The sequence below is a fragment of the Dyella sp. 01L423 genome (assembly GCF_056399945.1).
Window position 1 is genome coordinate 304,360 of the sequence record NZ_JBFTSI010000002.1, and the last position, 13,284, is coordinate 317,643.

Below are 13,284 nucleotides of genomic sequence, written 5' to 3' on the forward strand. Positions count from 1 at the left end.
GGATGGGGCCGGGGAGCGGGTAGTGGGGGTGCGCACTTCGACGTCCGGTCCATCACCGGCATCCGTTTTTGCACCCCTGCGACCGATCCCCCATCCACGTTTCTTGCAAACTTTCCCGCCAGACCTTATTTCTTGTGTGTCTCAAGAAGCGATACAGCATGCCAGCCGCCCCTCTCGATGCCCGCGCACGACGCCTCTTGCGCACATTGATCGCCCAGTACCTCGCTGACGGCGAGCCTGTCGGCTCGCGCACGCTTTCGCGTTCGTCCGGCCTGGACGTCAGCCCGGCCACCATCCGCAACATCATGGCCGACCTGGAAGAGGCGGGATTGGTCGCTTCGCCGCATACCTCGGCCGGCCGCGTGCCCACGCCGCGTGGCCTGCGCCTGTTCGTGGACAGCCTGATCGAACTGCAGCCGCTGCCGCAGGACGAGATGGCCCGCCTGCGCAGCGAACTGCCACCGGGCCTGACCACCACCCGCGACCTGCTGGGCAATGTGTCCACCCTGCTCTCAGCCATGACGCAGTTCGCCGGTGTGGTCACCGTGCCGCGCCAGGCGGACTTCCCCCTGCGCCACATCGATTTTGTGGCGCTCCCGGACGCCCGCGTGCTGGTGATCCTGGTGTTCTCGGACAACCAGGTGCAGAACCGCATCGTCCAGCTGGCCAAGCCGCTGGACGCCCGCGAGCTTGAGCACGCCGCCAATTACCTCAACACCCAGTTCGCCGGCCTGCGCCTGGACGATATCCGCGCCCATCTGCTGCGCGAGTTGCGCGAGACCAGCGGCGAACTCAACCGCCTGATGTCCAGCGCGGTGGAACTGGCGGCTGCCTCGTTCGCGCCCCAGACCGAAAGCGACGACGTGCTGGTCAGCGGCCAGACCAACTTGATGGGTTATTCGGAACTAGCGAACTTAGAGCGCCTGCGCGAACTGTTCGAGGCGTTCCAGCAGAAAAACGAGCTGCTGCAGCTGATGGAAGTGTGTGCCAAGGCCCCCGGCGTGCGCCTGTTTATCGGCGAAGAATCGGGTTTTGCCGCACTCGATGGTTGCAGTGTGGTCACGGCCAGCTATGGTGCACAGGGCCGCGTGCTGGGCGCGGTGGGGGTCATCGGACCCACCCGCATGGCCTACGAACGGGTGATTCCCGTGGTACAAGCCACGGCCGGATTGCTTAGCGACGCCTTGAATCGCGTCGCTACGACCTTATAACCCGCTCGGGAGGCGGGGTTTTACCCGCAAGTGTTTGACGGTTGGTGCGCGATGCACCGGCCACGGATAAGGCTTGGAGTGATTCATGCAAAGCAACGACCCAACGGCGTCCAACGAGACGCCAGGCCAGCAGGGCGAGACGGGCAGCGCCGAACTGGAAGCGCTGAAGTCGCGTATCGCCGAACTGGAAACCAGCAACGTGGAGCTGCGCGACACCGTGCTGCGCGAAAAGGCGGAAATCGAAAACCAGCGTCGCCGTCTGCATCGCGACGTGGAGCAGGCCCGCCGCTTCGCCAACGAAAAGCTGCTCAACGAGCTGCTGCCGGTCTATGACGGCCTGGAGCGCGGCCTGCAGGTGGAAGGCGGTGATATCGCCAGCGTGCGCGAGGGCATTGCGCTCACGCTCAAGTCGCTGCTGAAGATCGCCGAGAACAATGGCCTGGTGCAGGTCGACCCGTTGGGTCAGCCGCTGGATCCGGAACGCCATCACGCGGTGAGCATGGTGGAGGCCCCGGGCGCGGCCGCCAACACGGTCGTCAACGTGCTGCAGAAAGGCTATGTGCTGAACGATCGACTGCTGCGCCCGGCATTGGTGGCGGTCGCCAAGGAGTGACGCCCGCGCCGGCGGTCGAGGACGCCTGAATGGCGTCCCCTGCCGGCAACGGTGCAAGGCATTGGGGGTCTTGTTGGCATTGAGATGCCGGACGGCAAACCCCATCTGACAAATCAGTTGCGGCCGAGGGGTCGCTTAAAGAATTCGGGAGTAAACAACATGGGTAAAATCATCGGTATCGACCTGGGCACGACCAACTCGTGCGTTGCCGTGATGGACGGCACCACCGCCAAGGTCATCGAGAACTCGGAAGGCGATCGCACCACGCCGTCCATCGTTGCCTTCACCAAGGACAACGAAGTCATGGTGGGCGCGCCGGCCAAGCGCCAGAGCGTGACCAACCCCAAGAACACCTTCTACGCGGTGAAGCGCCTGATCGGCCGCAAGTTCACCGACGCGGAAGTGCAGAAAGACCTGCACATCGTGCCCTACGGCATCGTGGCGCACGAAAACGGCGACGCCTGGGTTGAGACCGCCGACGGCCGCAAGATGGCTCCGCAGGAGATCTCGGCCAAGGTCCTCATGAAGATGAAGAAGACTGCCGAAGATTATCTCGGCGAGCCGGTCACCGAAGCCGTGATCACGGTGCCGGCCTACTTCAACGACAGCCAGCGCCAGGCCACCAAGGACGCCGGCCGCATCGCGGGCCTGGACGTCAAGCGCATCATCAACGAGCCGACCGCCGCCGCACTGGCCTACGGTCTGGACAAGAAGGGCGGCGACCGCAAGATCGCCGTGTACGACCTCGGCGGCGGCACGTTTGACGTGTCCATCATCGAGATCGCCGAAGTCGACGGCGAGAAGCAGTTCGAAGTGCTGGCCACCAATGGCGACACCTTCCTGGGTGGCGAAGACTTCGACATGCGCGTGATCGATTACTTGGTCGAAGAATTCAAGAAAGACCAGGGCATGGACCTGCGCAAGGATCCGCTCGCGCTGCAGCGCCTGAAGGACGCCGCCGAGCGCGCCAAGATCGAACTCTCGTCCAGCCACCAGACCGAAGTGAACCTGCCGTACATCACGGCTGATGCCTCCGGTCCGAAGCACCTCAACATCAAGCTCACCCGCGCCAAGCTCGAAGCGCTGGTGGAAGACCTCGTCAAGCGCACCATCGAGCCGTGCCGCACCGCGTTGAATGACGCCGGCCTGCGCGTGTCCGACATCAACGAGGTGATCCTCGTCGGTGGCCAGACCCGCATGCCCAAGGTGCAGGAGTCGGTGAAGGACTTCTTCGGCAAGGAGCCGCGCAAGGACGTCAACCCGGACGAGGCCGTCGCTGTCGGCGCCGCGATCCAGGGCGGCGTGCTGGGCGGTACCGTCAAGGACGTGCTGCTGCTCGACGTCACCCCGCTGTCGCTCGGCATCGAGACGATGGGTGGCGTGATGACCAAGCTGATCGAGAAGAACACCACCGTGCCGACCAAGGCCTCGCAGGTGTTCTCCACCGCCGACGACAACCAGACCGCGGTCACCGTGCACGTGCTGCAGGGTGAGCGCGAGCGCGCCAGTGCCAACAAGTCGCTGGGCAAGTTCGACCTGCAGGGCATCGACGCCGCACCGCGCGGCATGCCGCAGATCGAGGTCACCTTCGACATCGACGCCAACGGCATCCTGCACGTGTCGGCCAAGGACAAGAAGACCGGCAAGGAAACCAAGATCGAGATCAAGGCCGGTTCGGGCCTGTCCGAGGAAGAGATCAACCGCATGGTGGCCGACGCCGAGGCCAACAAGGAAGAAGACAAGAAGTTCCACGAACTCGTCGGCACCCGCAACAAGGCCGACCAGCTGGTCCACGCCACCCGCAGCGCGCTCAAGGAGCACGGCGGCAAGGTGCCGGCCGATCAGCTGAGCACGATCGAAGGCGCGTTGTCCGATCTGGAAAAGGTCAAGGACAGCGACGACAAGTCGGCCATCGATTCGAAGATCGAGAAGCTCGAGCAGGTCGCCCAGGCGCTGTACGCCGCAGCCCAAGGCGGTGCTCAGGCTGACGCCGGCGCACACGCGGGCGGTCAGCAGCAGGGCGGCGCGGCCGGCCACGACGACGTGGTCGATGCCGAGTTCACTGAAGTCAAAGACGACAAGAAGTAATATTGGCCGGTCGGCGCTGCCGATCTGACGCAGCCCGCGCCCGGGAGTTCACCTAGGCGCGGGCTGTTTGTTGAGTAGACATGGGTCGTACGATTCATGAGCAAGAGAGCAGTCCATGCCGGATGCAACGATGAGCAAGCGTGATTACTACGAAGTCCTGGGTGTAGAACGTACCGTCACCGAGGTCGAACTGAAGAAGTCGTTCCGTCGACTGGCGATGAAGTACCACCCGGACCGTTGTCCGGACGATCCGCATGCGCAAGAGAAATTCAAGGAGGCCAAGGAGGCCTACGAAGTACTGGCCGACGCGCAGAAGCGCGCGATGTACGACCAGCACGGCCACGCCGCGTTTGAGCACGGCATGGGCGGTCGCGGTGGCGCCGGTGGTTTTGGCGACATGGGCGATATCTTCGGCGATATTTTTGGCGACATTTTCGGGATGGGCGGTGGTGGCGGGCGCGGACGTTCGCGTCGCGGCTCCGACCTGCGCTACATCATGGAACTCGATCTGGAAGAGGCCGTGTTCGGCGTCGAGAAGAAGATCGAGATCCCCACCCAGGTCAATTGCCATCACTGCAACGGCAGCGGTTCGGCCGACGGCAAGACGGTGACCTGCAAGACCTGCGCAGGCCATGGCCGCGTGCGCATGCAGAACGGCATTTTCTCCATCCAGCAGGCCTGCCCGCATTGCGGCGGCAGCGGCCAGGCAATCGAGAAGCCCTGCAAGCAGTGCGATGGCGAAGGCCGTCTGGAAGAAACCCGCCAGCTGTCGGTGAACATTCCCGCCGGTGTCGACAACGGCGATCGCATCCGCCTCACCGGGCAGGGCGAAGCCGGCCCGACCGGCGGCGAAGCAGGCGACTTGTACGTTGAAGTGCGCGTGCGCGATCACGCCATCTTCCAGCGTGACGGCAACGATCTGCATTGCGAGCTGCCGATCCGTTTTGCGCAGGCGGCGCTGGGTGCGGAGTTGCTGGTGCCCACGCTTGAAGGCGAAGTGCCGATCAATATTCCCCCGGAAACGCAGACCGGGCAGATGTTCCGCCTGCGCGGCCGCGGCGTGAAGTCGGTGCGCAGCAGCCGCAACGGCGATCTCATCTGCCGCGTGGTGGTGGAAACGCCCGTTCGCCTCACCAAGCAACAGCGCGACCTGTTCGAGCAGCTCGAAGCGACCTTCGCCGATGGCGAGGCGGACAAGCACACGCCACGCGCCAAGACCTGGGTGGATGGCGTCAAGCAGTTCTGGTCGCGCGTCACCTCGTAAGTTCGCGCGATCTGCTGGTCAACAAAGCCCTGGCTCACGCCGGGGCTTTGTTTTTGCAGGTCCCGTCGATCGCGGCTGCCACGCGGGCGCCCGCAGGCGGTAGCATCGCTTCTCATGTCCGTCGTGCCCGAGAAAGGAAGCCATCTATGACCCAGCCCGTCCGCCTTGCCATCAATGGCGCCACTGGCCGCATGGGACAGGCCTTGCTGAGCCTTGTGAAGGACGATGTCCGCTTCACGCTGGTGGCGGCCATCGCTTCGCCCGAATCGTCCAGGCTGGGTCAGCCCGTCGATGCATGCGAGGGCGCGCTGGCCTATACGCACGAATGGCCGGCGACCGATGCGCTGGACGTGGTGGTGGATTTCAGCGGCCCGGCGGGTCTGGCCGAGGCGCTGACTTACTGCGAATCGCATGGCGTGGCGCTGGTCACTGGCACGACAGGACTGGACGCCACCTTTGCGCAACGACTCAACGCCTCGGCGGCGCGCATCGCCTTGCTGCGCTCAGCGAATTTCAGCCTTGGCGTGGCTGTGCTCACGCGACTGCTGCGCCAGGCCGCGGCGGCGTTGCCGGATTGGGATCTGGACATCATCGAGGCGCACCACAACCGCAAGGAAGATGCGCCATCGGGTACGGCGCTCGCGCTGGGCGAGGCGGCAGCGTCCGCACGCGGCACTTCGCTGCGCGAGAGCGCGGTGTATGCGCGCGAAGGTCGGGTCGGTCCGCGCCAGCACGGCACCATCGGCTTCGCTGTCGTACGCGGCGGCGATATCGTCGGCGAGCATGAGTTGTTGCTGATGGGGCAGGGTGAGCGGCTTGAGTTGGTCCATCGCGCTACCGATCGTTCGATCTTTGCCCGCGGCGCACTGGAGGCTGCCCATTGGCTCAGCGGCCGCGATGCGGGCGATTACGACCTCGATGCGATGCTGGCGGATCGCTCCTCGCGCTGAGCTCGTGCGGCGTGAAAACGCGTCGCATTCCTGGCGCTTGCTTGCCTGAGGGCGACGGGACCTCTAAAATCCCGCGTGTTGTCATTGGGGAGTAGCCATCCTCACCCCACGCAACCGGTATCCGGTTGCGCTTTCAGAGGAATCCGCGTCAACAGACTTGGAGCTTCGGCTTCATGGCGTGGATGGTCACCGGTTCCTTCAGGTACCGGCAGCCCGGCGAGACCTTTGGCCACGACGCGCTCACCCTGCCGGGCGAGCTCGCGTCGTTGCGCCAATGGTTTTCCGCTCGCCCGGCCTTGGAAAATACATGCTCATTGCCCTGTTGTTCCTGCTCTCGGCTGGCGCGATTTATCTCGCCTGCGAGTACTTCGTCAACGGCGTGGAGTGGTTCGGCCAGAAGCTCAACCTGGGCGCCACCGCCACGGGCACCGTGCTGGCGGCCTTCGGTACGGCGTTGCCGGAAAGCGCGGTGACCTTTGTCGCCGTGATCCTCGGCAAGACGCCTGAGCAAAGGGACATCGGCGTGGGCGCCGCGCTCGGCGGACCTTTGGTGCTGGCGACCATCGCTTACGCGGTAGTCGGCGTGGCCTTGTGGATGAATCGCCACAAGCTGCAGCGCGCCGACCATCAAGTGCGCGTGGCGCACGGACGCCTGGCGCGCGATCAATCGTGGTTCCTGGCGATCTTCGTGGTGAAGTGCACGCTCGGCCTGGTCGCCTTTGCGTTCAAGCCGTGGCTCGGCGTGCTGTTTCTGGCCGCCTATGGCTTGTACGTCTGGCGCGAGTTGAAGTCCACCGACACGGCGCCGGAGGAAGAGGAACTCGAGCCGCTGAAGTTCCAGCCCAAGGCGACCGATCCGTCGATCTGGTGGGTGGTCGCGCAGACCACGCTGGCGTTGATCGTGATCGCGTTCGCCTCGCACACCTTCGTCAAGCAGATCGAGGCGATCGGCATCGCGCTGAATCTGTCGCCACATCTGGTCGCGCTGGTGTTGAGCCCGGTGGCCACCGAGCTGCCCGAGACGATGAACGCGCTGATCTGGGTGAGACAGGGCAAGGAGCGCTTGGCGCTGGCCAATATCTCCGGCGCGATGATGATCCAGGCGACCATCCCCAGTTCGCTGGCGCTATTCGCCACGCCGTGGTTGTTCGATGCGCCGCTGATGGTGGCTGGCGTGCTCACCGGCGTGGCCATCGTCTATCTGTGGTGGTTGTTCCGCCGCGGACGCGTGGATGCGCGCTGGCTGGTGCCGGTGGGGCTGCTCTACGGCGTCTTTGCTGCCTATATCGCGTGGCACTACGGGACGCAGCTGTAAGTACCCAGGGCAGGGCGCACCACTGAGTGCGCCCTCGCTGATCAGTCGCGATGCGCGGCGTTGCGATCGCGGTCGGCACCCAGTTTGCGATCAAGCGAGCCGAACAGCTTTTTGAACGCGCGTGCAAATTTGCCGCGCTTGGTCTTGCGCAGCTTTTCTTCTTCGCTGGTGAGCCACGCTACCTGGATCACGCGGCGCTCGCCCTCGTAGGGCAGGTGGCCGTGGAAGGAATTCTCGCAGCGCTTGAACACCGCAAATTCACCGTACAGCGGCTTGAGCTCCGGCGCGATCATGCTGTCGATGCTGTCGATGCTGCCCAGGAAGCGCAGGCAGCCGTCGCTGGTGTCCGGCCAGAGGTTGTTGAGGTAGAGCAGGGCCGTGGCCACCTTGGACTTGCTATCCGTATGGATGGTCCCGTGGCGCTTGTTGAGCGACCGGCACAGCGTGATGAGAGTGGGGTACTGGCCCAGGTTTTCGATCCCCAGGCGCTCGCCGATGGCGCGCGCGAACTCGGCCGAGCTCAGGCGGCTCACCAGGGCGTTGATCGAGGGGCCGCAGTCGCTGGCGTCGTAGGGGAAGAAACCGGCGCTCGCATAGCGCGGAAAATCGCGCTCCAGGTCGCCGCGCGCCTCGTCCGGCAACTGACCGTGCGCGATCAGGAACGGGAAAGGCTCCGCCCTGATGTCGGTGTCCGGTCGGTCGAGACGGGCGGGATCGAGCAGCGCGACTGAGTTCATGGATGTCCGAGCATGGGTGAGACCGCGCTAGTGTACTGCCCGGACAGGGGGCCGCAGGGCATTTTGCCGGGTCGCGTTCAGCTGTTTTTGGTGGACACAAAGAGGGCTTGCACCTATCATTGCGACCCGCCCTGCAACATTCCTCGACTAAGGTCCTCAAGCCTGCTTTGCTGCGGCTTGCGGACCTTGCTGCACCTAAAAGGCGGTCCTCCGATGCCTATTCCCGCTCTGCTTGCCCTCGAAGACGGCAGCGTGTTCCACGGCTACGCCGTTGGCGCGACTGGCGAAACTGTCGGCGAGGTGGTCTTCAACACCGCCATGACCGGCTACCAGGAGATCCTCACCGATCCCTCGTACGCCAAACAGCTTGTCACCCTGACTTATCCGCACATCGGCAACACCGGCGTCAACGTCGAGGACGAAGAGTCCGCTTCGGTCCACGCCGCCGGCCTGATCGTGCGCGACGTGCCGCGTCGTGCCAGCAACTGGCGCAGCACCGAAAGCCTGACCGATTACCTCAAGCGCCACGGCATCGTGGCCCTGGCCGGCATCGACACCCGCCGCCTCACCCGCATCCTGCGCGACAAGGGCGCTTTGAACGGCTGCATGGTCGCTGGCGAGCAGATCGACGTCGAAGCTGCACTCGCCAAGGCGCGCGCGTTCCCTGGCCTCAACGGCATGGATCTGGCCAAGGTGGTCAGCGTGGGTGAGTCCTACCAGTGGAACGAGGGCGTCTACGACCTCGATCGCACGGCCTTCAATCAGCCGTCCAAACGCTTCAAGGTCGTGGCTTACGATTACGGCGTGAAGTACAACATCCTGCGCCTGCTGGCCGAGCAGGGTTGCGACATCACGGTGGTGCCTGCGCAGACGCCGGCCGCCGACGTACTGGCGATGAAGCCTGATGGCGTGTTCCTGTCCAACGGCCCCGGCGATCCGGCCGCCTGCGACTACGCAGTCGAAGCGACCAAGCAGTTTCTCGATGCGAAGATCCCGCTGTTCGGCATCTGCCTGGGTCACCAGATCATGGGCTTGGCGCTGGGCGCCAAGACGCTGAAGATGAAGTTCGGCCACCACGGCGCGAACCATCCGGTGAAGGATCTCGACGACGGCCGCGTGCTGATCACCTCGCAGAACCACGGCTTCGCGGTCGATCCGGCCACGCTGCCGGCGAGCGTGCGCGTCACCCATACCTCGCTGTTCGATGGTTCGCTGCAGGGCTTCGCGCTCACCGACCGTCCGGCGTTCTGCTTCCAGGGTCACCCGGAAGCGAGCCCCGGCCCGCACGAGATGAGCTACCTGTTTGATCGTTTTGCCGCCCTGATGCAGGAGGCCCGCACGCATGGCTAAGCGCACCGATATCAAGAGCATCCTCATCATCGGCGCCGGTCCGATCGTCATCGGCCAGGCCTGCGAGTTCGACTACTCCGGCGCACAGGCCTGCAAGGCGCTGAAGGAAGAGGGTTACCGCGTCATCCTGGTGAACTCCAATCCCGCCACCATCATGACCGACCCGGAGACGGCCGACGCCGTCTACATCGAGCCGATCAACTGGCAGACGGTGGAGCGCATCATCGCCAAGGAGCGCCCCGATGCGGTGCTGCCGACGATGGGCGGCCAGACCGGCCTCAACTGCGCGCTGGATCTCGCCGACCACGGCGTGCTCGAGAAGTACAACGTCGAGCTGATCGGCGCCTCGCGCGAAGCCATCCGCATGGCCGAAGACCGCGAGCTGTTCCGCGTCGCCATGGCCGAGATCGGCCTGGAGTGCCCGAAGGCCGAAGTGGTGCGCACCTTCGAACAGGCGCTGATCACCCAGACCAAGGTGGGTTACCCCACCATCATCCGCCCCAGCTTCACGCTCGGCGGTTCCGGCGGCGGCATCGCGTACAACCGCGAAGAATTCGAAGAGATCGTCAAGCGCGGCCTCGAGCTCTCGCCGGTGGGCGAAGTGCTGGTCGAGGAATCCGTGCTCGGCTGGAAAGAATTCGAGATGGAAGTGGTCCGCGACAAGGCGGACAACTGCATCATCGTGTGCTCGATCGAAAACCTCGATCCGATGGGCGTGCACACCGGCGACTCGATCACGGTCGCGCCGGCGCAGACGCTCACCGACAAGGAATACCAGCGCCTGCGCGATGCCTCCATCGCGGTGCTGCGCAAGATCGGCGTGGATACCGGCGGCTCCAACGTGCAGTTCGGCATCAATGCCGAGAACGGCCGCGTGGTGGTGATCGAGATGAATCCGCGCGTGTCGCGTTCGTCGGCGCTCGCTTCCAAGGCCACCGGTTTCCCGATCGCCAAGATCGCGGCGAAGCTGGCGGTGGGTTACACGCTGGACGAACTCAAGAACGACATTACCGGCGGCCTGACCCCGGCCTCGTTCGAGCCGAGCATCGACTACGTCGTCACCAAGATTCCGCGCTTCGCGTTCGAAAAGTTCCCCTCGGCCGATGCACGCCTCACCACGCAGATGAAGTCCGTCGGCGAAGTGATGGCGATGGGCCGCACCTTCCACGAATCGCTGCAGAAGGCGCTGCGTGGTCTGGAAATCGGCAAGACCGGCCTCAACCCGACCGGCCTTGATCTGACGACCGAAGAGGGCGTCAACGCGCTCAAGCGCGAACTGCGCGAGCCGCGTCCGGATCGCGTGTTCCATCTGGCCGATGCGTTCCGCGCCGGCTTGTCGCTGGAAGACGTGTATGGCCTCAGCCGCGTCGATCCCTGGTTCTTGGCGGCGTTCGAAGACATCGTTCTCACCGAGAAGGACGTCCAGTCGCAGGGCATCACCGTGCTGGACGCTGCGCGCATGCGCGAGCTCAAGCGCATGGGCTTCTCCGACGCGCGCCTCGCCGAACTGCTCGACACCAACGAAGCGGCCATGCGCCATCTGCGTCGTACGCTGGGCGTGCGCCCGGTGTACAAGCGCGTGGACTCCTGCGCCGCCGAGTTCGCCACCACCACGGCCTATATGTACTCGACCTACGAGGAAGAGTGCGAAGCCAACCCGACCAATCGCGACAAGATCGTCGTGCTTGGCGGCGGCCCGAACCGCATCGGCCAGGGCATCGAGTTCGACTACTGCTGCGTGCACGCAGCGCTCGCCCTGCGCGAGGATGGTTTCGAAACCATCATGGTCAACTGCAATCCGGAAACGGTCTCGACCGACTACGACACCTCCGACCGTCTGTACTTCGAGCCGCTCACGCTTGAGGACGTGCTGGAAATCGTCGATCTGGAGAAGCCCAAGGGCGTGATCGTGCAGTACGGTGGCCAGACGCCGCTCAAGCTTGCACGTGCGCTGGAAGCGGCTGGCGTACCGGTCATCGGCACCTCGCCTGACAGCATCGACCTGGCCGAAGACCGCGAGCGCTTCCAGCAGATGATCGAAAAGATCGGCCTGAAGCAGCCGCCGAACCGCACCGCGCGCACGCCGGAAGAGGCGCTGGCCTCGGCACGCGAAATCGGCTATCCGCTGGTGGTTCGCCCGAGCTACGTGCTGGGCGGCCGCGCGATGGAAATCGTCTATAGCGATGCCGATCTTTCGCGCTACATCCGCGACGCGGTGCAAGTCTCCAACGATTCGCCGGTGCTGCTCGATCGCTTCCTCGATCACGCGGTCGAAGTGGACGTGGACATCATCGCCGACGCCGAAGGCAACGTGCTGGTCGGCGGCATCATGGAGCATATCGAGGAAGCGGGCGTCCATTCGGGCGACTCGTCCTGCTCGCTGCCGCCGTACTCGCTGACCCAGGAGGTGCAGGATGAAATGCGCCGCCAGGTCACTGCGATGGCGAAGGAGCTGAAGGTCATCGGCCTGATGAATACGCAGTTCGCCATCCAGGGCGATACGGTGTTCATCCTGGAAGTGAACCCGCGCGCCTCGCGCACCGTGCCGTTCGTGTCCAAGGCCACCGGTGTGCCGCTCGCCAAGATCGCCGCGCGCGCCATGGCCGGCCGTTCGTTGATCGAGCAGGGCACCACGCGCGAAGTGATCCCGAGCTATTACTCGGTGAAGGAAGCGATCTTCCCGTTCCTGAAGTTCCAGAACGTGGATCCGATCCTCGGCCCGGAAATGCGTTCCACCGGTGAGGTGATGGGCGTGGGCCGCAGCTTCGGTGCTGCCTTTGCGCGCGGTCACGATGCCGCCGGCATCAAGACGCCGCCGAAGGGCAAGGTGTTCGTTTCGGTGCGCGATGCCGACAAGGATCGCCTGCTGCCGGTTGCCCGTGAAGTGCTGGAGCGCGGCTTCAGCCTGGTCGCCACCGACGGCACGGCCAAGTATCTGGCCGAGCATGGCGTGGCCTGCGAGCGCATCAACAAGGTGATCGAAGGCCGTCCGCACATCGTCGATCTGATCAAGAACGGCGAGATCGTCTATATCGTCAACACGACCGAGGGCAAGGCGGCGATTGCCGACTCGTTCTCGATCCGACGTGAAGCCCTGCAGCAGCGCGTCACGTACTCCACCACGGTCGCGGGCGCCCGCGCGCTGGTGCATTCGCTGGATTATCACGGCGACGGCTCGGTGCACAGCCTGCAGGAACTGCACAAGGAACTGAAAGCATGAGTCGTGCGCCCATTACCAAGGCAGGCTCCGAGCGCCTTCGTAGCGAGCTGGAAAAGCTGAAGTCCACCGATCGGCCGCATATCATCGCGGCCATCGCCGAGGCGCGTGCGCATGGCGACCTGAAAGAGAACGCGGAGTACCACGCGGCACGCGAGCAGCAGAGCTTCATCGAAGGTCGCATCGCGGCGTTGGAAGCGTTGCTGTCCACGGCTGAGGTCATCGACGTCAGCCGCCTCGCGGCCGGTTCGCGCGTGGTGTTCGGCGCCACCGTGGATCTGGAAGACGAGGACAGCGGTGAAGCGGTGACCTACCAGATCGTTGGCGACCTGGAAGCCGACATCAAGCAGCGACTGATCGCCGTCTCCTCACCGATCGCGCGCGCCCTGATCGGCAAGAGCGAAGGCGACAGCTTTGAGTTCACCGCGCCGAACGGTGTGAAGCATTACGAGATCACGGGCGTGCGTTACGCCTGATCTTGCGGGAAAAAACACCTGTGGGAGCGCACCCTGTGCGCGACTGAGTCTAGCCCCAGTCGC

Annotated in this window: 10 protein-coding genes and 1 riboswitch; of the genes, 9 read left to right on the plus strand and 1 reads right to left on the minus strand. The window is 64.4% G+C overall.

Going from position 1 to position 13,284, the window contains the following annotated elements:
* The first annotated feature begins 158 nt into the window (after positions 1-158).
* From hrcA to AC1DMY_RS08045, 6 genes are all read left to right on the plus strand, one after another.
* The gene (gene hrcA, locus AC1DMY_RS08020) at positions 159-1,211 is read left to right on the plus strand and encodes a heat-inducible transcriptional repressor HrcA (protein WP_477164440.1); all 1,053 of its coding nucleotides are present in this window, start codon (positions 159-161) and stop codon (positions 1,209-1,211) included.
* A gap of 85 nt (positions 1,212-1,296) precedes the next feature.
* The gene (grpE, locus tag AC1DMY_RS08025; protein WP_477164441.1) at positions 1,297-1,824 is read left to right on the plus strand and encodes a nucleotide exchange factor GrpE; all 528 of its coding nucleotides are present in this window, start codon (positions 1,297-1,299) and stop codon (positions 1,822-1,824) included.
* Positions 1,825-1,983: 159 nt separating this feature from the next.
* Entirely contained in the window at positions 1,984-3,912 is a 1,929-nt protein-coding gene (gene dnaK / locus AC1DMY_RS08030) for a molecular chaperone DnaK (protein ID WP_477164442.1), read from the plus strand.
* Between the two features lie 130 nt (positions 3,913-4,042).
* A complete protein-coding gene (gene dnaJ, locus AC1DMY_RS08035) occupies positions 4,043-5,176 on the plus strand; it encodes a molecular chaperone DnaJ (RefSeq protein WP_477164443.1) in 1,134 nt (377 codons plus the stop codon).
* A gap of 146 nt (positions 5,177-5,322) precedes the next feature.
* A complete protein-coding gene (dapB, locus tag AC1DMY_RS08040) occupies positions 5,323-6,126 on the plus strand; it encodes a 4-hydroxy-tetrahydrodipicolinate reductase (RefSeq protein WP_477164444.1) in 804 nt (267 codons plus the stop codon).
* 74 nt (positions 6,127-6,200) lie between these two features.
* A riboswitch (yybP-ykoY riboswitch) is annotated at positions 6,201-6,325 on the plus strand.
* A gap of 108 nt (positions 6,326-6,433) precedes the next feature.
* A complete protein-coding gene (locus tag AC1DMY_RS08045; RefSeq protein WP_477164445.1) occupies positions 6,434-7,441 on the plus strand; it encodes a sodium:calcium antiporter in 1,008 nt (335 codons plus the stop codon).
* A gap of 41 nt (positions 7,442-7,482) precedes the next feature.
* Here AC1DMY_RS08045 and AC1DMY_RS08050 read toward each other — a convergent pair whose 3' ends face one another.
* The gene (locus AC1DMY_RS08050; RefSeq protein ID WP_477164446.1) at positions 7,483-8,178 is read right to left on the minus strand and encodes a 2OG-Fe(II) oxygenase; all 696 of its coding nucleotides are present in this window, start codon (positions 8,176-8,178) and stop codon (positions 7,483-7,485) included.
* A 213-nt stretch (positions 8,179-8,391) separates the two neighbouring features.
* On the opposite strand from AC1DMY_RS08050, the gene carA reads away from it, so the two are divergent.
* From carA to greA, 3 genes are read left to right on the plus strand one after another with little or no spacing between them, the layout of a single operon-like run.
* Entirely contained in the window at positions 8,392-9,528 is a 1,137-nt protein-coding gene (gene carA, locus AC1DMY_RS08055; RefSeq protein ID WP_477164447.1) for a glutamine-hydrolyzing carbamoyl-phosphate synthase small subunit, read from the plus strand.
* Positions 9,521-12,748 (plus strand): carbamoyl-phosphate synthase large subunit, encoded by a 3,228-nt coding sequence (gene carB / locus AC1DMY_RS08060; RefSeq protein WP_477164448.1) that lies wholly within the window; start codon positions 9,521-9,523, stop codon positions 12,746-12,748. Before carA ends, carB begins: the two co-directional genes overlap by 8 nt.
* On the plus strand, positions 12,745-13,221 hold the full coding sequence (gene greA / locus AC1DMY_RS08065; protein WP_441604142.1) for a transcription elongation factor GreA: 477 nt from the start codon (positions 12,745-12,747) through the stop codon (positions 13,219-13,221). The genes carB and greA overlap by 4 nt, the downstream gene beginning before the upstream one ends.
* Positions 13,222-13,284 lie beyond the last annotated feature (63 nt).

Excerpts from the sequence above, each read along its gene's own strand:
- hrcA (WP_477164440.1), top strand. The coding sequence starts at position 159 with ATGCCAGCCGCCCCTCTCGATGCCCGCGCACGACGCCTCTTGCGCACA.
- grpE (WP_477164441.1), top strand. The coding sequence starts at position 1,297 with ATGCAAAGCAACGACCCAACGGCGTCCAACGAGACGCCAGGCCAGCAG.
- dnaK (WP_477164442.1), top strand. The coding sequence starts at position 1,984 with ATGGGTAAAATCATCGGTATCGACCTGGGCACGACCAACTCGTGCGTT.
- dnaJ (WP_477164443.1), top strand. The coding sequence starts at position 4,043 with ATGAGCAAGCGTGATTACTACGAAGTCCTGGGTGTAGAACGTACCGTC.
- dapB (WP_477164444.1), top strand. The coding sequence starts at position 5,323 with ATGACCCAGCCCGTCCGCCTTGCCATCAATGGCGCCACTGGCCGCATG.
- AC1DMY_RS08045 (WP_477164445.1), top strand. The coding sequence starts at position 6,434 with ATGCTCATTGCCCTGTTGTTCCTGCTCTCGGCTGGCGCGATTTATCTC.
- AC1DMY_RS08050 (WP_477164446.1), bottom strand. The coding sequence starts at position 8,178 with ATGAACTCAGTCGCGCTGCTCGATCCCGCCCGTCTCGACCGACCGGAC.
- carA (WP_477164447.1), top strand. The coding sequence starts at position 8,392 with ATGCCTATTCCCGCTCTGCTTGCCCTCGAAGACGGCAGCGTGTTCCAC.
- carB (WP_477164448.1), top strand. The coding sequence starts at position 9,521 with ATGGCTAAGCGCACCGATATCAAGAGCATCCTCATCATCGGCGCCGGT.
- greA (WP_441604142.1), top strand. The coding sequence starts at position 12,745 with ATGAGTCGTGCGCCCATTACCAAGGCAGGCTCCGAGCGCCTTCGTAGC.